Below are 19,256 nucleotides of genomic sequence, written 5' to 3'. Positions count from 1 at the left end.
TATTTTTATTGTATTGCCATACAGGCTATGAATTTTGTGCCTTTTTCAGGCTGTGTTTTAAGTTTATAAATGGCTTTAATTTTCTGTGCTCTTGACTGAATATTCCTCAATCCAATACCTCCCGAATGGGTTTCCATGATAAAACCCCGTCCGTTATCTTCTATAGTTAGCATCAGATAGTTCAGAGATATTCTCAGCGATACATCTACTCTGGTAGCTTCAGCGTGTTTCAAAATATTGGTGACCAGTTCCTGTATAATTCTGAAAAGGTTCAGTTTTACCGGGCTGCTGATTGGAGTTCTTATGGTAATATGGCGGAAAATGACTTCTATATTTTTATTAACCTGTTCAAGATAATCTGCAATTAAATCTGCCAGTTCAATCTCATCAAGGTCCGGTGGTGTAAGATTATGGGAGAATTCCCTTATCAGCTGCATCGATTTTTTCAGATCACGATTAAGCTCTTCGGGATTTTTATCTGTAAGATTCAGACGGATGAGGTTCAACTGTGAGATAATATTATCATGAAGTTCTTCCGCCAGGCGCTCCCTGTCCTTTTCCTGTATAAGCAATGTATTTTCCCAATATTCCTTTTTTGTATTCCGGACCAGCTGAGAGACTTTCTGTTTATTTTTCTTTATACTTTTCAAATAATTAATGACCAATAACGTAATGAATAACGTTGTTAAAAAAAATAGTCCAATACCGATCCATATCCATAGAACTATCTGATCCTGATTTTCCCAACGCCACATCCCAGATTAATAAAAGCAATATAAAATGATAATAGCAGGAGGCCTCTGAAAAGCCAGATAGGAGCTACCCAACTCAGATGGTTGCTGATTAAAAAATTAAAGGTCGTGGATATGATACATTCAATAGAAAAAAACAGGAAAACAATGATGTTCACGATAAACATATCCCTGTCTGCCCTGCCTTCTCTGATGATCTTCATAAAATAAGAGGCGGCATAACTGCAAATAATAATACTGGTGATAATATTGGAATAAAAAGTAACCTGTGTATCGTCTTGCACATACAACAAATTAATAATCAATGCCAGTATTGCATACCCATAGATCATCCATTTTAATTTACGGGAAAGCTGGATGTAGTAATTACTATAAATCACAGTAAGGATCATTAAGCCAAAAAACTGGCTCAATGTATAGTTGTAAATATTGAGTGTATTTAATTTCATCATCCGGTCCGCTAAGTCCGTCAGCTCCAGCATGAACTCTCCTGAGAGAAGTATAATCACAGGAAGTTTTGTTTTTATCCCTTCTTTTACCAATAGAATCAGTCCTGTACACAAGACCAGGTTAATAATAATTTGTAAATACAGGGATAAACTGTTATACGAAAACACTGGTGCTTTGCTTCAAAAGTTGATAGTCATTAAGAGTATCAATGGTGAAAGGAGGTCTTGGGGTAGAATAATTTTCTGCAGTCTCACTCATATGGTTAATCGCAAGACTTTTCACGGTAATAATTTCGATATGAAAAGGAAAATCCGGATCTTTTTTCTCCAGATCATCAGTAAGCCCAAAGAAATTGGTACAGGTCTGCCCTCCTGTAATCCCCATTTTGTCATAATCTGAAAACGGAATAGAAATAAGCTGAAAAATATCTTCTGTTTTCTGGGCCTGTATCCATGAGGTTCCAAACATATTCCATCTGAAATTACGGTTAATGGCAGATTCAGCTGTAATTGGAGGTGGAGTCACTTCTTCGTGATTGCTGCTTTCCATCTTTTCTTCAGTGAATTTTCGGGAAAATTCTTTAATAATGATATTACTAAAATTGGCATCCTTATCACTTTTAGAATCAATCAGAAAAAATTTCAACTGTTCTTCATGAATACCTACATACGCATGGATTCTCTTTAACTCTACTGTTCCAAGGTTCCGTTTCCATTGTTCGATTTCCTCACCTGAAACACTGAAATGAGTTCCCTGATTTAAAAAATTCAAAATTTCTGCCCCATTTATATCAATTCCGTTTTTATAGGAATCAATAAGATTTTTCCATTTTCTGATGGCTTCAAAGATGTTTTCAGTAGTCATGATAGTATTTATTTGTGAATGATAATTATTTTATGTGTTGAAATTTACAAAAAAAACAGACTGGTATTTATTTTAAATCACATTCAAGTGGAAAATAAAATTCAATTGAGTGAAAATTAATATTTCTTGAATTTTTTATAATAACGGATTAGGGACAGTCTGTATCTTTGTGCCGGGAATACGCCCATTTAAATAACTACTACCAATGATTCCATTTCACGAACTGATATTTTTCATCCTAGCAGCACTCATCTTAGTGATCAGTCCCGGCCCTAATATGATTTACCTGATTTCAAAGTCTATAACACAAGGGAAAAAGTCCGGATTTATTTCCCTGGCCGGAGTGGTGTGTGGGTTTTTATTCCACATTATCATGGTATCTTTTGGCCTTACTGCAGTTTTGCTGGCCATTCCGTTGGCTTATACTCTACTAAAAGCCGTGGGAACTGTCTATCTCTTATATCTGGCTTATCAGGCTATAAAACCCAAGAGCAGAAATATTTTTGATGTTGATAGAAATGTGGCTCATGACAGTCCTAAAAAGCTTTTTACCATTGGTTTTTTAACGAATGTATTAAATCCGAAAGTGGCCGTTTTTTACCTGTCTTTCTTTCCTCAGTTCATCAAACCTGAGTATGGTTCCATATTTACCCAAAGCCTTGAACTTGGAGTTATTCAGGTCCTGATCAGCTTCAGCATTAACTTTATCATTGTATTAACGGCTGCAAGAGTTGCCCTGTTCTTTTCCAATAATCCGGTCTGGATAAAGGTTCAAAAATGGTTTATGGCCAGCGTGTTAACCTATTTAGCAATAAAAATGGCACTTTCAAAAGCAAAATAAAATCCGGAACAGGTTTCTTTCTGTTCCGAATTCCGGTGTATATTCATATAAAATCTGATCTAAAGAAAACATTATCATTATGCACCGCGAATTTGAGATTAATATTCCGACTTTAAAACCGTGAAAATACGTAATTTTACAGTTGCGTATTTATCCTCATAACAACAGGTTTACAGATGAAGCAGACAATTCCTACTTATGATTTAAACAGCATTTCTCACCACAGATTCCATGTCAAAAGAATGGATAAGCGGACTCAGAATGCGGAGGATATTCTTCTGGACAAAGGGATACACAGGGACAGTCATTACATTTTCACCTGCATGGAAAGCGGTCATGTAAAAATGATGGTAGATTTTAAAACAGTTGAATCAAAAGATTCCACTCTTTTCTGTGTATTGCCGGGACAGGTACATCAGGGGCTTTTGATGAAAGACGTTTGCGGATGGTTTGTAGCAGTAAAAGCAGAACTTGTTCCCGATACCGTACGTTCTTTTTTTGATGAATCTCTGGGTGAAATACAGCCGCTGTCGATAGACAAAAGTCTCATCCAGGAAGTGAATACAACAGCCAGTATGCTCCATGCTTCTTATACAGACGAGATGCTTTCCTCTAAAGAAGGATTTCTGGTTGTACAGTCATTGCTTAATGCGTTTCTGGGAATGTTTGCCCTGATCTATTCCCGGAATAATCTGTCTCCTTCTTCCAGTGAAAGCAGGACTTTACAACTATCAAGAACATTCAGAAGTTTGGTTAGAAAGGATTTTAAAACCTCGAAAAGTCCATCCGAATATGCAGAGATTTTAAATATTACAAGAGGATATTTGACGGAGGCAGTCCGGGAAGCAACGGGGAAACCTGCGCAGCACTGGATTCACCAGGAAATTTTAATTGAAGCTAAAAGATTATTGGTCTTTACGAGCCTAAGTATAAAAGAGATCGCTTATGAGCTGGGATATAGTGACCACACTTATTTCAGCCGCTTATTTTCTAAACTGGAAGATCAGTCGCCATCAGAATTCCGGGATCTGCATATAAACAAACACTAACCACGAATAGTCCAATTATTCCCCCGAAACAGCTATCGGTATTTTCTGATTTTGCAACGTCCTTTGCAATAAAAATGATTTATGCCGAGTTTACCAAAATGGATCAATGACACAGTAGAAAATGTCTGGTCCTCAAAATTTAAAGACTGTACGGTTATCCATATAGAAAAAATCACGAATGACCTTCGTCTTATACGTTTTCAAACAGATTTACAGGATGTTTCTTATGAACCTGCATATGCAATAGCGATAAGAATCAATGGCCGCGATTTCCGGAATTATTCTCCTTTCAACTTCAATCAGGAAGCAGGAACTTTTGATGTTTTATTTCATCTGCATGACTCTTCTGCTGCCGGAAGTCATTTTGTGGCCCAACTTTCTCCCGGAGATTCTATAAAGCTTTTAATGCCCAGAGGAAAACAATTCTTTGCTCCCAACGCGAAAATTCATTTCTCTGTGGGTGACGAAACTTCACTGGGAAGTTCTCTTTCAATCAAAGAAGCCGTGGAAGAAAATGGTTCTTTATTTATCTGTCTTCATGAACTGGAAGAATGTTCTGCTCTTGAAAAACTGAATTTATTTGGTTACCACAGCCCGAAAAACAATACCATGAGAATGATTGAAGCTTTGAATGATTTTCTAAGGGAAGAAAAAGAATCCATCTCTGATGATGAGGTTATTTTTTATCTCACCGGAAACGGAGGAAGAATGTCTCTGATCAGGAAATTTCTTAAGGCCAGAGGAGTTTCTCCCAAGTGCATAAAATCACAGGCGTATTGGATTGAAGGAAAAAAAGGACTGTAAAACAGCAAAACAACTGTATTTAAAAAAATGAAACTTTATCTGACAATAGGAAATTATTGCCGGATAAAGTTATCATTACATATCCTAAAATTTAAATTATTTCTGTTTCTTCCCTAATTCCTTCACTTTTCTCAGCCATTGAACCCTTTGCTCATCTTTAGAATTCCGGATGATTCCGATATAGGTCAGTTTTACAGGTTTTACGCCACAATATTCCAGTATGGATTTCTTAAGCTGATTGACGCTGGGTCTGCCAAAAAACAGACGGTAATACCAACCTGGCTGGTCTAATGTAGTGATTATATGTGCCGTTTTACCTTTTAAAAGCTTATCCCACCATACAGAATTCTCACGGAATTTATAGGCCAGTCCCGGTAAGAAAAGGCGGTCTATGAATCCTTTCATCAAGGCTGGAAATCCTCCCCACCAGACAGGATGTACCCAAACCAAATGGTCAGCCCACTGAATAATTTCCCATGCTTTCATCAAATCCGGTTCAAGTTCCATTCTTTTCTGGTATCCAAACTGCAGATTGGGATTAAATTTCAACTCTCTTATGACAATTTCCTTCACTTCTGCTCCTGTTTCTACTGCTCCTGTCTTATAAGCTTCCGCAATTCCAAAGTTGAAAGAATCTTGATTGGGGTGTCCGTTGATAATTGCTATTTTTTTCATTGTGTGACATTGATATTGATCGTTTCATAGGTATGAAGCTGTGCCATTAATGATAAAGGCTCATGCAGCTGATGGCTGAAATACACATTGTTTTCATGCGGGTTTCTCAGCAGCTCTTCGGTATGCAGAACAGCAGATAAAGCAGTAAGTTCTGCCTGCCCTTTCATACTTCGTAAGCTCAGTTTCTTCTGACCTTCTTTATCTTTTACCACAATTTCAAACACAGCCTGATCTCCGTTTCCACTGGACCCAAAAATCATTTTTCTTTCTTTTAATGATAAAATATTGAATATTCTCAGGTATTGAAAGGATCCCAGCAGCCAGGTAATGAACCTGGAATTATAAGTCATTTTTACACTTACACCGGGAATTCGTTCCACTTTGTTAAGAATATAGAGATCCGGCACATCAAAATTATAAGCTTTTCTCTCTCCTATTCCAAAAGAGAATTTAAAAGATTCTGTGTCCAAAAAGTGTCTGATAGAAACCGGCTTGTCATTCTTATAATGTACAAAAGGAACGGCTACATTTTCTGCCATAAAATGGGCTGAACTCTCCCCTGCCAAATCTTTTACAGAATAATATACAAAAACCTTTACTTCCTTAATATCATCTGACTGGGACAGGGTATTGACTAATCCCGGTACAATTCCGCCCATCCATCCTGAGCTGAAGACAATTCTGCTGTTTACCTCTGATTTTCCGGCAATATCATAAGCTTTTACCAAAGCCGGAGTAGGTTTTGTAATATCCAGATAATCTATGTGGTGAGCAATTGCGAAACGAAGGACATCATCTTCTCTATCATTCACAGAAAGAATAATGAGGTTTATTTTTTTTTCCAGAATAACATTGAAAGAAGAAGGATCTGTAACGTCGATTTTCAGGTCTTTATCCGTCTGTCCTCCTTTTCGTCCGCCAATATAAACAGTAAGATGAGGGTTTCTTGATTTCAGAATGCGGGAAATAGTTTTTCCGACCAATCCATTTCCTCCAATGATTAAAATATTTTGCTCCATAACTTTTTTTGACAAAAGTATAGCGCGTCCATTTCAATAAGCAGGACAAATGTCTAAAAAGAAATTTCCTTTCTGATACGGCTCAAATGCCGTTGTGTAATTCCAAGGTAAGAAGCCAGATACTGCAATGGTATGTTTTGAATATAATCAGGATGATTCTTTAATAATGTTTCATACCGTTGCGATGCACTGTCTCTCTGAAGCTGAAAAAAACGTGTTTCAAGTTCAAGATATTCCTGTTCTGCAATGATTCTTAAAAATTTCGTCCAGTTAATGCTATTCTTTACCAACTCATCTACTGCTTCTTTTTTAAGAATAATCAGCTCTGCATTGGTAATAGCCTGCATACTTTCTTTACTGGGGCATCCTGAAACAAATGATGAATAGGCAGCGATCATATGATTGGGAAATCTGAAGCAATAGGTCATGTCTTTTCCTCCATCTGAAGTATAAAAGGAACGGAAGATACCGGATTTCACCAATCCTACTTCTTTGCAAAGCTCTCCTTCCTGTATGAAATAATCATTTTTATTAACGAGTCTTAGCTCGGAAAATTTCAGGAATTCTTCAATTTCATCCTCTGAAAACAGGTTAAAGCTTCGAAAGTAATCACGTATCATCATTCTTCAAATTAAGTGCATTCTAATGAACCACGAAAATAGATAAAAGATGAATGCGACATGCTTTATAAACGTAAAGTTTTCATTTTTTCTAAGATTTTATTTTAAGTGAGCAAAGATGAGATCAATTCCATTGATCCTTTTTAAGCTAATGTATACCCCATACAAGTTTCAATTAACAGCAAAAAAAATCATCTCAGGACGAGATGATCAACCGTTTTGAATTTACTTGAGTTATTTATGAAGATATGAATGATGTTTTGTTGTAACAAAGATAGGTCAACTCTGTTTTTTATCCATCAGTAGAATCCCTAGAATTATATCCGTAAAAATACGGTTGTATAAAAAGAAAAGCCCTGCAGGAAATACCTTACAGGACTTTGGTTTATCTAACAATATTCAGTTTAATATTTAAAGTTCAAGGTTTAAAATTATGATTGTCATTTACTTTTCACCTTTGAATTTTTATTAAAGAGGGCTTACCAATTGCAGGAACCATTCTTTAACTTCTCCTTCCAGATGAGGAGCAAGCTTTTCTTCACATGTTTTATGGTAACCATTTAACCATGCGATTTCACTTTCTGAAAGAATTTCTTTCACTACGGTATCTTTGAAAAACGGGCAGAATGTCAATGTTTCAAATTCATAGAATGTTCCGTGAATTGTTTTTTCTGCTTCTTTTACTGCGATCAGGTTTTCATGACGGATTCCATAATGTCCTTCAAGGTAATATCCAGGTTCGTTTGAACATACCATTCCCGGAAGAAGTTCCTGAGGATTCAGGTCTTTTCTGATGTTTTGCGGTCCTTCATGTACATTCATGAAGCTTCCTACTCCATGTCCTGTTCCGTGATTGAAATCTTTGCCTTCCATCCATAAAGGAAGTCTTGCAATAGCATCAAGGTGTACTCCTTTTGTTCCTTTCGGGAATTTTACCATTGATAAACGGATCAATCCCTGTAGTACCAATGTTGAATTTCTTTTAAACTCTTCCGAAGGTGCTCCTAAAGCGAATGTTCTTGTAATATCTGTAGTCCCTTCAAGGTACTGACCTCCTGAATCTACCAGGATGGTTTCCTCATTGGTTACTTCTTTGCTTCCTTCTTTTTTGGCAGAATAGTGCATGATGGCACCGTTATCTTTGTATCCTACAATAGAACCAAAGCTTTCTCCCACAAAGTTTTCCCCTTCTGCACGGAATCCTCTCAGTTTTTGTCCGATAGAATATTCATTCATGGCTTCTTTTCCGGCATTTTGAGTTAACCAATACAGGAATTTCACCATCGCAACTCCGTCTCTTACCATTACTTTTCTGAAACCTTCCAGCTCAGCTTCATTTTTCTGGGCTTTCATCAGGTTACCAGGAACCGGAGCTTTGATAAACTGGTTGTCTGCTTTTAATGTTTCAAAAATCTGCTGGTTGCTGTTTGGAGAAACCAGTACTTTTTCATTTTTGAAGGTCTTCAGGTAATTGTAGAATTCTTCGTAAGGCATCATTTTCACAAAGGAATCATCCATTTGCTTTCTTGCTCCTACTTCCATTTTTTCTAATCCTGTGAAGAGTACAGCATCATTTTTAGTAATCACAATATACCCTAAAAATACAGGATTGCTTTCTACATCACTTCCTCTCAGATTGGCGGTCCATGCTACATCATCCAGACTTGATATGATGTGTACGGTAGCTTCCTGATCTTCCATTTTCTGGCGGATGGCAGCAATTTTATCAGAAACAGATTTACCTGCTCTTTCTACCGGATGTACAAAAATAGGATTGGCAGACGGCGTTCCTCTTTCTTTCCAAACTTCTTTTAAAAGTGGAAAATCTACCAGCGTAATATTTTTTGAATTAAATTTCTGAGAAAGCAGTTCCCAGTTGGCATTAGAAGCTGCTAAAGCATTTACAGCCACTTTACCGCCTGAAGGGATTTCTGAAATGATCCAGTCAATATAATTAGGAGTTCCTTCCATACCATCTTTGAAAAGATCGATTCCCGAACCATCCAGCTCTATAGCGGCTTGTGTAAAGTATCTTCCGTCTGTCCAAAGTCCGGCTTTGTCTTTGGTAACTACCACAAAACCAGCAGAACCTAAGAAACCTGACAACCAAGCTCTCTCCTGCCATTCTTCGGGAAGGTATTCGCTCATATGCGGGTCTGCAGAATATACTATAAATGCATCAACATTATTTTTCTGCATTTCTTCACGAAGCGCAGCAACTTTTTCCTTTGAAGTCATTCTTTTCTTTTTTAAACACCGAAAGTTACGAAAAATTTGAAGTCGGGAGCTGAAATCTATTGGCTATTTTACTTAATAATCTGTTATTTTAGCAGGAATTCTTTTTGAGGAGATCCGCGATTTGATTTTTTAAGTTTTCATCTTAAATCACGTTGATTATTTCCCCCTTAAAGAGGGCAAAACTTTTATGACATTCTCATTAAAATGTTAAACATATTTGATAAAATAAATCATTTTCATCTAAAAAAAACTACCACATTATCAAAATAATAAATTTTTGGAAAGATTATTGCTGTATTCAACTCCATGAAACAGCAGAACTATAATAACCACAGAAAGTTTTATCCACCTCATCATTTTATTTATCTTCCTTTGCTCATCCTATTGGAGATTTTCGGAATTTATAAAATCTGGGATGATCCGGGAAATCAGCTGACATGGATATTATTTTCTATCGTGATTTTTCTGCTTTTTTATCTGGCATTTATGACACGGCAGCATTACGCACTGGGACTTCAAAACCGAATGGTAATTCTGGAGTTTCAACAGCGGTATTTTGAAATTTTCAATAAAAGATCGGATGAAACTGTTGAAAAACTAAGATTTGATCAGATTGCTGCACTGAGATTTACCTATGATGATGAATTCAAGGAGCTTTTATACAGAGCTCTTCATGAAAACATTTCAGGAGATGAAATTAAAAGGTCTATTAAAAAATGGAGGGCTGACCGACTCAGAATCTAACACCTCAACAAAATATAAACTTATGAAAAAGTGGAGCTTTTACAGTATTACGATATTAAGTTTGTTGACACTAACAAGTTGTGAAGCAGTAGAAACAATTTTTAAGGCAGGAATGTGGTGGGGAATTCTCTTAGTCTGTGTAATAGCAGGGATTCTTTTACTGATTTTTTCGAGGGGTAAAAACTCTTAACCATGCTTTATGGAGAAGAATACAGATTTGGAGATGATTTCTCACCTTAAACCTTCCAAAATTGTTAAAATAATGAAGGACCCGGAAGCTTCTGCAAAGGCGGTACATCTTGTATATACCACCGATGCAGAAACCGCCGGAATTACCCGTAAGAAAACAGGAAAGAAATATTCCTATTATAAAGACGGTGAAAAAATAAAGGATAAGGACGAAATTACAAGAATCAACAGCCTGGTACTTCCTCCCGCCTGGGAAAATGTATGGATCTGTGCCCTTGACAACGGGCATCTTCAGGCCACCGGCTTTGATGTCAAAAAAAGAAAACAATACCGCTACCATCCTCTTTGGAGCGCTTTAAGAAATCATACGAAATTTTACAGGATGCTTCAGTTCGGATATGCATTACCGGATATAAGACTGCAGGTAGAACAGGATCTTGCGCTGAGAAATTTTGAAAAGCGGAAAATCCTGGCCTTAATTGTAAGCCTTATGCAAAGAACCAATATCCGTATTGGTAATAATGTCTATGAAAAACTGTACGGTTCTTTTGGACTGACTACTTTAAAGGATAAGCATGTAAAGGTAAAAGGACAGAAAATCACTTTCTCTTTTAAGGGAAAGAAAGGCATTATGCATAACGTTGACCTCAGAAGTAAAAGGCTGGCAAGACTTATTCAGAAATGTAAGGATATTCCGGGGAAAGAACTTTTCCAGTATTTTGATGATGAAGGAAACCGTCATTCTGTGGATTCCGGTATGGTGAATGAGTATATAAAAGAGATCAGCGGCGAAGATTTTACCGCTAAGGATTTCAGGACATGGTCCGGAACGGTAAGTGCTTTGATTGCATTTAAAGAAATTGGCTATGCTGAAAATGACAGTCAATATAAAAAGAAAGTAAAAGAAGCCCTGGAGATGGTTGCAGAAAACCTGGGAAATACATCGGCTGTCTGCAAAAAATATTATGTTCATCCTTTAGTCATCAATCTTTACGAAAACAATACCATCAAAAAATACCTTGACGAACTTGAAATCATAGAAGAAAACGACGGAAAAGCCGATCTGACAAAAGAGGAAAGGCTGGTGTTGAAAATTCTTGAAAATGAGAGGATGTAGGAAATTTTTGGTCAATAGTGAATGGTGAATTTGCTTCGCAGTGAATTTTTTATTCTGTACTTCATCAACTCATTGGCTATTCACTTGCGCAGCAAAAGTTGACCATTGACATTACACAAATTCGATTCTTTATATCAGACTGAAATCCTGCTGTTATTCAAAAACTGGATTCTGTATTCCTTCGGGGTAATGCCTGCGATCTTTTTAAAAAGCTGGGTAAAATGGGATGCGGTATGAAAGTTCAGTTCGTAAGCAATCTCTGCAATATCTTTACTGGAGTGAAGTAATGCCTTACTGTAATTGATATCTATCTCATTGATCCACTGTTTGGGGGATTTCTGGGTAACGCCTTTTACACATTTATTCAGATAGCTTTCTGTTACAGACAGTTTATCGGCATAAAATGCAACTCTTTTTTCTCCAACATGATATTTAAACAAAAGATCCCGAAACTGAAGGGACAGTTCCATAGGACGTGTCGCAGACTTGTGATGGGTATCAGAATCTGTGCTCAGCATTTTGATCAAAATAAGGTGAAGCATCGTAACGACAACATCATTAACATTTAAATTATTCAACCATAATTCCTGTTCCATAATGGGAAGAAGCTGGATAATGGTACCATAAGTCAGGCTGTCCAGATTCAGGAATGGAGTCATGAAAAAAATACTGCTTTTGTGCTTGGGCAGCTCTTGCTCGGACAGAATATTATTTTCATAAGCAAGGAAGAAGCCTTCAATATCATCGGATAGTTCTACGGTTGCCGTGATGGTTCCCTGTTTAATGAAGATTACTCCCCCTTTCTCGGCATGGTATTCTTTATTTTCAAGGTATTGTCTGATATGACCGTTGGTAACGAAAATAATGAAATTAAACGTTGTACGGTACGGAATCACCGGCATCAGAATGCCTTTAAGGTAATTTTCTATCCGATAGAGCTGTATATCAGCATTATTGGCTAATATTTTGTCCGTAATATTCGGAAGAAAAAGTTTTTTATATTGAAAATTGGATAGAACTTCCATATCCTGGTTATGATTATTTAAAGTTATACAAAATATTTTAAAGTAGAACAGGCAAGTAAAAGAGTGAAAAAGCAAAGTGTAAATGGTAAAACCCCGAAACACGTATCCCGAAACTCATAATTTACTCTCTCAAACTCTCTCTCTACTACTCTCCTACTCTCCCACTTAGAACTTATAATACACTCCTACTCTCACTCCAAAAGGGCTTCCCGGTGTGTAGGTAAGATCTGTAACAGGTTCTGCTTCTCCTTTCAATTGAGTTTCTGTTGCAAACTGAGCTTCATTCCATTTTACATTGAAAAGATTGTTAAGCTGAACATTTGCTCCCCATTTCTGACGGTTATAAGAAAGCATAAGGTCATTTACAAAGTAAGCTTTGGTTCTGATACTGTTATCCTCTACTGCTGGTCTTGCTCCCAGATATCGGTATTGAAGTCCCAGAGAAAAGCCATCCAGGAAATCCCAGTTTACAGATCCTGTACTGGTGATTACCGGAGCCAGCGGAACGTAATCCTGTCCTTTTTCTTCTTCTGTAAATCTTGCGTGGGAATAGTTGATATCAGCATTCAGATAAAAGTTTTCCAACGGCTGGAAACGAACTCCAAGATCGGCACCGAAGCGTCTTGACTTCCCGGAAGGTTCTACTACAGCATCATCTCCTACATAAACAAATTCCTGCTGCAGATCCATATACCATAATGCCGGAGTAATAATCAATGATTTGAACGGATGTAATCTTACTCCAAAATCTGCTCCAATAGAGTATGGAAGTGTATTTTCGTTTTTATTAGGAACAACTACTCTCAGGTCATTGGAGTGGAAGCCCATTCCTGTTTTCAGGAACCACATTACATTGTCGTTCTGAGCGTAAGAGAAGTTCAATTTTGGGCTTAGTCTTGTTGCTTCTTTTGATTGTCCGGACGGCAATTGTTCTGCATCCAGCAGATTGTGCATATTAAAGATAAAATGATCTATTCTCAAAGCAGGATTAATCGTCCATTTTCCTGTTTTCCATACCAGCCCTGAGTAGGCATGGAGATTGGTTTCTGTTCCTGTCACATCTGATAATCTGTCAAGCAGCAGATCTCTGTGATAAACGTGGTTAAGCTGTAAAGTATTAATATCATCATTTCTTAACCCTATTCCTGAAGTCCAGTTTAAAGAGCTGTTTGCAAGGGAAAACGTTTTTGTATATTTCACTTCGGCTCCGTAAATATTTCTTCCGTCTGTCTGCTGAATTTCATCTCCGTGATCTTTATCTTTTAAATTAAAAGTGAAATCGGAATACAGATTGAAATTATATTTTGAATAGAAAGCCATGGCATCAATCTGCTCGGAAGGAGAAATAATGTGCTTAAAGTTCATCTGAAGGTTTGTTCTGGAAGTTTTACCACCTTCTGTAGGATCTATACTTCCCCATCTTCCAATGATTCCTTCATCTACGGCACGTTCCGGAATCTGTCCGGAAGCATTCCAGAAAGAATTGAATGTTGAAAACTGAATATTGAAATAATCTTTATCCGTAAGCCACTGGTTATATTTCCCGAAAATATTGACTCTGTTGAAATTCTGTTTTACATCAAAAGGCCCGTCTGTATAGTTGTATTCTGCTGCTATATAGGCATTTTTTCTTCCCAGATCATCATGCAGAATATTGAACATTCCCAACACTCTTTTTGAATTGAAAGAACCTCCTTCCAGTTTAATCATACTGTTTTTCAATCCATTGTAGGTCTGAAAATCTACATAGCCTGCGGTATTGAAGTCTCCTCTGTCCATGTAATAAGCCCCTTTTCCAAAGTCTATATTGTTTACGGTTTCAGGAATTACAAAGTGCAGGTCAGAATATCCCTGTCCATGGGCATGGGATACAATATTCACTGGCATTCCGTCAACATTAACGCTGACATCAGTACCGTGGTCTGCATCAAATCCTCTTAAAAAAAGCTGTTCAGCCTTTCCTCCTCCGGCATGCTGTGCAATAAACAATCCCGGCACTTTTCTTAATAAATCCTGTGCTGAGTTTACCGGAAATTTATTCAGATCCACTTTGGTAATGGCTGATAAAAACGAACTGTGATTGATGGCCACTTCAGAAATCTGAAAAGGCTTATGCTGTAAGAAAATAACTTTATTTTTATCTTCATCGCTAGTTACCAACCATTTTACCTCATCATATCCCTGACGACTAATCACTAGGGTATCAGGAAGTGATTTTACAGGAATGGCAAACATACCATCTGCCGCTGTATGAGTATGGCTGTTCCCGTGGTCATATTTTACCAAAGCATCTGCAATGGGAAATTTGTCATCTGCATCTTTAATCAGCAACTGTTTTTCTGTTTCCTGCGCCATCATTTTTCCACTGAATGCCATTATCAGAAATACGGCTGCTATTTTTGTTATTTTCATTTTTTGTTTAGTTAAATTATAAATTAGATAAGAGATGAGAGATAATAGACGAAGAGATGAGAGACTGGGAACATTTCCACACGTAAAACCCCACAACCTTCAAACTCTACAACTCTCAAACTCAGAAGCTACGCTTTCTCTTTAATAAATACTTTCTGAATTAAAAGGGTAATCCACGTTCCGGCTACGAATGGGAAAGTAAATACTCCTCCAACGATATCCAGGCAGTGATTGTCTATTAAAAGATCATCAATGACAATAGTGATAAGAACGGCAATAAGTACCCATAAACCGTCTGTTTTTTTAACTCCTGAGAAAACGATTGCTGAAAGCACAGCATTAAATCCAAATAATCCCATATGGATTTCTTTAATAGGTTCTCCGTTCAACTGTGATAATCCTGCACCGAGAATAGATGCTGCCAACCCATATAAAGCGGCTATGGGAGAACTGATGAAAACGGCTAGGAAGAAAATCATTCCTGAAAGTACTCCACCCTGAAATATTACTTCACCAAACCCATTGGTACAGGCAAGAAAATCATCATATTCTGTAGGCACCACTTCACTGCTCAACATTGCAGAGGGTGGAATATGGGTAAAATGATGGAGTGCAAATACCAAAATCCATGTGATGATAATAAAAGGAAAAGTAAAGACCGGAATTTTCTTCTGAATAAAGAAATGCTGAAAAACAGCCGCCAATGCTCCACCCAAGACTATTAAAATCCAGATCAGTAATGTAGTCTCAAATAGAAAGGATAATGCTACTCCTACAAGTGCCGCACTGAAGCCATAAAGTCCGGCATTGATTTCAGACTGATTGTATTTAAGCTTCATTGCAGTGAAAGTTCCGGCTGCCGTTGAAAGCAATACCGCTACCCCGCACTGCCAGCTTCCCATAAAGATTCCTATAAGAAACAGAAGTCCCGTCCACCTGTTTTCCTGGAGCATAATCTGTCCGATTCCTTTCAAAACATGGTCTATAAAAGGTAGTTTTTTGAAAAATTCGTTCATAGTTTTTTTAATTGTATTAATAATTGTGGATATTAAGATAAGAGACGGATAGATGATAGACACTGGAGGCAGAATCAATTTTGCTTCGCAAGTGAATAGTGAATTGTCAATTATCAGTGAAAGAATAACAACCTTGAACTTTAAACTTTAAACAATTCAACTCTCACCCCCCTACCCTAAACTCTACCACTCGTATCCCGAACCTCGAATCTCGTTTACCATCCAAGAAAGACCATTCCCACTCCGCAAACGGTTACTACAGCTCCGCTCACCACTCCCATGTATCTTTCCAGTTTTTCGGTATTGAACAGTGTTGAATAACCATAACGTCCCAGAAGAACCATTCCAAGCATTGTCAAGACGGTAGTTATAGTGAAAGAAGTTACCAGAACAGCAATTTCAGACATTGAGTGTTTTACTCCTGAATAGAATAATAAAGGAATCAAAGGTTCGCTGGGGCCCATTACGAAAATCATGAAAAGTACAAGCGGAGTCACTTTTATTCTTTTTTGAGGCATTACCACTTCACTGTGATTATGTTCGTATACATAAACATCATCACCCATTACATCAAAATGCTTATGAGGTTTATTTCTGATTGCCTGAATGAGACCGTATACCAGATAAACACCTCCAAAAATAAGCAGCGCCCATCCTGAGAAATTCCCTCTGATATCCTGAAACCAGGAGATTTTATTGAGCTGCCATCCAAGGAAAACCCCGATAAAGCCCAAAATCAGAGAACTGAAGACATGTCCGAAACCGCAGACAACCGTTAATATTGCTGTTTTCATTCCGCTCCATTTTTTGGATTTTGAAATCACAATGAACGGTAGGTAATGATCCGGCCCTGAAGCGGTATGTATGAAACTTATTGAAACGGCACTCAAAAGAAGTGCCCAAACTGTACTATCCATTTTTTATTAATTCTGTTATTTCAGATTCTTTATTAAGTTTTGGCTAAAGCCAATGGAAAATTTCTTTTTTTAAGCGGGCTAAAGCCCGCTTCTATATAGCATCCTTGTCAAGGTTTTGAACCTTGACAAGGATCTCTTTTTACTTCAATGACCAGAGAATTTCCTGAATATGCAGGAAGAAGTTGTACATCAATTCTCCTCCATGTCCCAAAGCTCTTACTACAAAACCGTTGTTATCCATTGCAGAGACTCCAACCTCCATTTGTTCATGATGCTGCGCGGCTGCTTCAACTATCTCTTCAACCAATCCGTTTTTATCTACATTTTCCTTCGTACTATAGAAGATCAGGGTTCCCTGGTGGGTATACTGCTCCAGATTTCCGATGCTGCTGATCGGAATCATATCAGGCTGAATGAGAACATTATCTTTCACTACCAGTTTATTGTTGTGGTAGATTTCCATTATATTCTGAAAACGCTTCAGTTTAAAAACTTCTCCATAATGTTTTCTTCCACAGGTGATGATCTCACTGATGATAATCTGACTGTTGTTCCCAATATGAATATTCGCTTTACTCTTAAAATTGGAGTCTTCATGCGGGACTATAGGATGAGGAACGTAAGCAAAAGATGTTTCATCTTCCATAGAAACATTAAGTTCCTGAAGCGCTTTATCCTTCATATTGAAAAGCCTCTGATAAGATTGCGACTGCAGTTGAAGGGCAGATCCTTTTTCAAGGGCAACTTCCAAATGGTAGTGGTCTCCGTCCAGAATTCCCGGAGAGGAGCTCATCACCATCTGATAGAGCTTTTTGTCACTTTTACGCTGTCCTACAGAAACTACTCTGAAAGGAAGTGAGACATAAAGGTCTTTCACATAGGATTCTCCTCCCTTGAATCCTGCAATTATATTTAAACGACTGTCCATTTATCTTACTAAGTTCGGTTCTTCAATTTCTTCCAGAAGAGCATATTTTTTAATCCAGCCTATCACTTTGTCCAGTCCTTCATCTGTTTTAAGATTTGTGAATACGAAAGGATTTCCTTTTCTCATTCTTCTGGCATCATTTTCCATTACTTCAAGGCTGGCACCTACATAAGGGGCAAGGTCAATTTTATTAATAATCAATAAGTCTGATCTTGTAATACCAGGACCACCTTTTCTAGGAATTTTTTCTCCTTCTGCCACGTCGATGATGAAAATGGTAACGTCCGCAAGGTCCGGGCTGAATGTCGCTGAAAGGTTATCTCCTCCACTTTCGATAAGAACCAGTTCGATCTCCGGAAAACGTGCTGCCAGTTCATCTACGGCTTCAAGATTCATACTTGCATCTTCGCGGATGGCAGTATGAGGACAGCCTCCTGTTTCTACTCCAATAATTCTGTCGTGGGGAAGAAGGCTGTTTTTAGCCATAAATTCAGCATCTTCTTTGGTATAAATATCATTCGTGATGACTCCAAGGTCATAAGTCCCGAAAAGTTTTCTGCTTAAACGCTCCAATAATGCAGTTTTTCCTGAACCTACAGGTCCTGCGACTCCTACTTTTATATATTTTCTGTTTTCCATTTTTTCTAAAATTTTATTTGTTTTTTAACGCTATGGGCGCTAAGTTTTTTTACCGTGAATATTTTACGATCGCAAAGGCGTTTCACTCAGCAAAGGGCACCTTATTTCACGTATATTTTTTTTATTAATTGAGAATATTTGTAAAAGGTGCAAAGGCATTTCATTCGGCTTAGAAGCATTCATATTCATTAGGTCCCACGCTTTTTCACTTTCTTAGCTTTCCTTCTATCTTTTTTCATCCTGCCTTTACTTCCTTTTTGTCTTTTCTATGACATATAAAGTCTTGAATACAGCCTTTCATGCTGCATACACCTGATATCGAAAGCGGTATTACAAAGTCCTACCATATCTCTGTCCAGTTCTATTGTTTCTAAAGCTGTTTTTTCCATTACAGGATATAATGAGAATAGAATATCTTGTCCGTCCAGCTGCCCAAGAGGAACAAGTTTTACCGCATTGGTAATCATTCCTGCCACTGAGGTATAATAGAATCCTAAAAGAGCTTCGTATAAAGGGATTTTCATCAGGTAAGCATACACTCCAAACACAATACAGTAATGGGAATTGGCTTCTTTATTCTGCACTGCTTTTTCAAACGCTTCCATAAAAGGGAAGTGGTCTCTTCTTTTAAAGATTTTGATCAGCCTGATCCCCAGTTTCTGACTGGCCTGACGGATTTCTTTCGGGCATTTTATAGCATTGCATTCATTATCAAGAAGTAACAATTCCTCCAAATCTCCTTTTTCAGCTGCTTCATAAGCCAGTTTTACAAAAGCCCCATCATTGAATTTAAGGTTGTACTGAAGCATATTCTGTACAAATTCTTTGGCGGTGATTAAATTATGTACAATCCTTTCCTGCACGTAAGTTTCAAGTCCGTTGGAATGGGTATAGCCTCCGATGGGAAGTGTAGGGTCTGCAAGATGAAGCAGTCCCGACAGGAAGTTAATGTTCATA

General features: G+C 37.6%; 19 protein-coding genes. 5 read left to right on the top strand and 14 right to left on the bottom strand.

Features of this window, described 5'->3' with window-relative positions; translation table 11 throughout:
• Nucleotides 1-5: 5 nt before the first annotated feature.
• The 3 genes from ACLMCG_RS09725 to ACLMCG_RS09715 all read right to left on the bottom strand — a co-directional run bounded on the left by ACLMCG_RS09725 (nt 6) and on the right by ACLMCG_RS09715 (nt 2,066).
• Nucleotides 6-650, bottom strand: a complete 645-nt coding sequence (locus tag ACLMCG_RS09725; protein ID WP_413960477.1) for a sensor histidine kinase — start codon at nt 648-650, stop codon at nt 6-8.
• A gap of 74 nt (nt 651-724) precedes the next feature.
• A complete protein-coding gene (locus ACLMCG_RS09720; protein ID WP_413960478.1) occupies nt 725-1,315 on the bottom strand; it encodes a hypothetical protein in 591 nt (196 codons plus the stop codon).
• A 40-nt stretch (nt 1,316-1,355) separates the two neighbouring features.
• A complete protein-coding gene (locus ACLMCG_RS09715) occupies nt 1,356-2,066 on the bottom strand; it encodes a hypothetical protein (protein ID WP_413960479.1) in 711 nt (236 codons plus the stop codon).
• A gap of 205 nt (nt 2,067-2,271) precedes the next feature.
• Between ACLMCG_RS09715 and ACLMCG_RS09710 the strand changes: the two genes are divergently transcribed.
• The 3 genes from ACLMCG_RS09710 (at nt 2,272) to ACLMCG_RS09700 (ending at nt 4,760) form a co-directional block, all read left to right on the top strand.
• Nucleotides 2,272-2,907 (top strand): LysE family translocator, encoded by a 636-nt coding sequence (locus ACLMCG_RS09710; RefSeq protein WP_413960480.1) that lies wholly within the window; start codon nt 2,272-2,274, stop codon nt 2,905-2,907.
• Nucleotides 2,908-3,083: 176 nt separating this feature from the next.
• Nucleotides 3,084-3,956: a helix-turn-helix domain-containing protein gene (locus ACLMCG_RS09705; protein ID WP_413960481.1), complete on the top strand. Its 873-nt coding sequence runs from the start codon at nt 3,084-3,086 to the stop codon at nt 3,954-3,956.
• 81 nt (nt 3,957-4,037) lie between these two features.
• Nucleotides 4,038-4,760, top strand: coding sequence for a siderophore-interacting protein (locus ACLMCG_RS09700; protein WP_223599380.1), 723 nt, complete (start codon nt 4,038-4,040; stop codon nt 4,758-4,760).
• A 96-nt stretch (nt 4,761-4,856) separates the two neighbouring features.
• Here the strand turns inward: ACLMCG_RS09700 and ACLMCG_RS09695 are convergent, their stop codons facing one another.
• The 4 genes from ACLMCG_RS09695 to ACLMCG_RS09680 all read right to left on the bottom strand — a co-directional run bounded on the left by ACLMCG_RS09695 (nt 4,857) and on the right by ACLMCG_RS09680 (nt 9,312).
• Nucleotides 4,857-5,435, bottom strand: a complete 579-nt coding sequence (locus tag ACLMCG_RS09695) for an NAD(P)H-dependent oxidoreductase (RefSeq protein WP_413960482.1) — start codon at nt 5,433-5,435, stop codon at nt 4,857-4,859.
• The gene (locus tag ACLMCG_RS09690; protein ID WP_413960483.1) at nt 5,432-6,454 is read right to left on the bottom strand and encodes a saccharopine dehydrogenase; all 1,023 of its coding nucleotides are present in this window, start codon (nt 6,452-6,454) and stop codon (nt 5,432-5,434) included. Before ACLMCG_RS09690 ends, ACLMCG_RS09695 begins: the two co-directional genes overlap by 4 nt.
• A gap of 53 nt (nt 6,455-6,507) precedes the next feature.
• Complete coding sequence (locus tag ACLMCG_RS09685; protein WP_413960630.1) at nt 6,508-7,074, bottom strand: Crp/Fnr family transcriptional regulator; 567 nt, start codon at nt 7,072-7,074, stop codon at nt 6,508-6,510.
• A gap of 468 nt (nt 7,075-7,542) precedes the next feature.
• Nucleotides 7,543-9,312 carry an aminopeptidase P family protein gene (locus tag ACLMCG_RS09680; protein WP_413960484.1) on the bottom strand — a complete coding sequence of 590 codons (1,770 nt, stop codon included), beginning with the start codon at nt 9,310-9,312 and terminating at the stop codon, nt 7,543-7,545.
• 306 nt (nt 9,313-9,618) lie between these two features.
• Here ACLMCG_RS09680 and ACLMCG_RS09675 point away from each other — a divergent pair, with 306 nt between their 5' ends.
• Together ACLMCG_RS09675 and ACLMCG_RS09670 are read left to right on the top strand one after the other, a co-directional pair.
• Complete coding sequence (locus ACLMCG_RS09675; protein WP_047387789.1) at nt 9,619-10,056, top strand: DUF6526 family protein; 438 nt, start codon at nt 9,619-9,621, stop codon at nt 10,054-10,056.
• A gap of 199 nt (nt 10,057-10,255) precedes the next feature.
• Nucleotides 10,256-11,362 (top strand): DNA topoisomerase IB, encoded by a 1,107-nt coding sequence (locus tag ACLMCG_RS09670; protein WP_413960485.1) that lies wholly within the window; start codon nt 10,256-10,258, stop codon nt 11,360-11,362.
• 134 nt (nt 11,363-11,496) lie between these two features.
• Here the strand turns inward: ACLMCG_RS09670 and ACLMCG_RS09665 are convergent, their stop codons facing one another.
• The 7 genes from ACLMCG_RS09665 to ACLMCG_RS09635 form a co-directional block, all read right to left on the bottom strand.
• Nucleotides 11,497-12,387 carry a helix-turn-helix domain-containing protein gene (locus tag ACLMCG_RS09665; protein ID WP_413960486.1) on the bottom strand — a complete coding sequence of 297 codons (891 nt, stop codon included), beginning with the start codon at nt 12,385-12,387 and terminating at the stop codon, nt 11,497-11,499.
• Between the two features lie 165 nt (nt 12,388-12,552).
• A complete protein-coding gene (locus tag ACLMCG_RS09660) occupies nt 12,553-14,799 on the bottom strand; it encodes a TonB-dependent receptor (RefSeq protein ID WP_413960487.1) in 2,247 nt (748 codons plus the stop codon).
• A gap of 128 nt (nt 14,800-14,927) precedes the next feature.
• The gene (locus tag ACLMCG_RS09655; RefSeq protein WP_413960488.1) at nt 14,928-15,815 is read right to left on the bottom strand and encodes an urea transporter; all 888 of its coding nucleotides are present in this window, start codon (nt 15,813-15,815) and stop codon (nt 14,928-14,930) included.
• Nucleotides 15,816-16,030: 215 nt separating this feature from the next.
• Complete coding sequence (locus tag ACLMCG_RS09650; RefSeq protein ID WP_105703727.1) at nt 16,031-16,732, bottom strand: hypothetical protein; 702 nt, start codon at nt 16,730-16,732, stop codon at nt 16,031-16,033.
• A 139-nt stretch (nt 16,733-16,871) separates the two neighbouring features.
• On the bottom strand, nt 16,872-17,660 hold the full coding sequence (locus ACLMCG_RS09645; RefSeq protein WP_413960489.1) for an urease accessory protein UreD: 789 nt from the start codon (nt 17,658-17,660) through the stop codon (nt 16,872-16,874).
• On the bottom strand, nt 17,661-18,299 hold the full coding sequence (gene ureG, locus ACLMCG_RS09640) for an urease accessory protein UreG (RefSeq protein WP_047094673.1): 639 nt from the start codon (nt 18,297-18,299) through the stop codon (nt 17,661-17,663). It abuts the gene before it with no gap.
• A gap of 266 nt (nt 18,300-18,565) precedes the next feature.
• Complete coding sequence (locus ACLMCG_RS09635; protein WP_413960490.1) at nt 18,566-19,255, bottom strand: urease accessory protein UreF; 690 nt, start codon at nt 19,253-19,255, stop codon at nt 18,566-18,568.
• Nucleotide 19,256: the final 1 nt, after the last annotated feature.

Origin of the sequence: Chryseobacterium sp. S90 (assembly GCF_047444895.1) — a bacterium.
In the GTDB taxonomy this organism is placed as follows: Bacteria; Bacteroidota; Bacteroidia; order Flavobacteriales; family Weeksellaceae; genus Chryseobacterium.
This window is presented reverse-complemented; position numbering and strand designations above follow the sequence as displayed.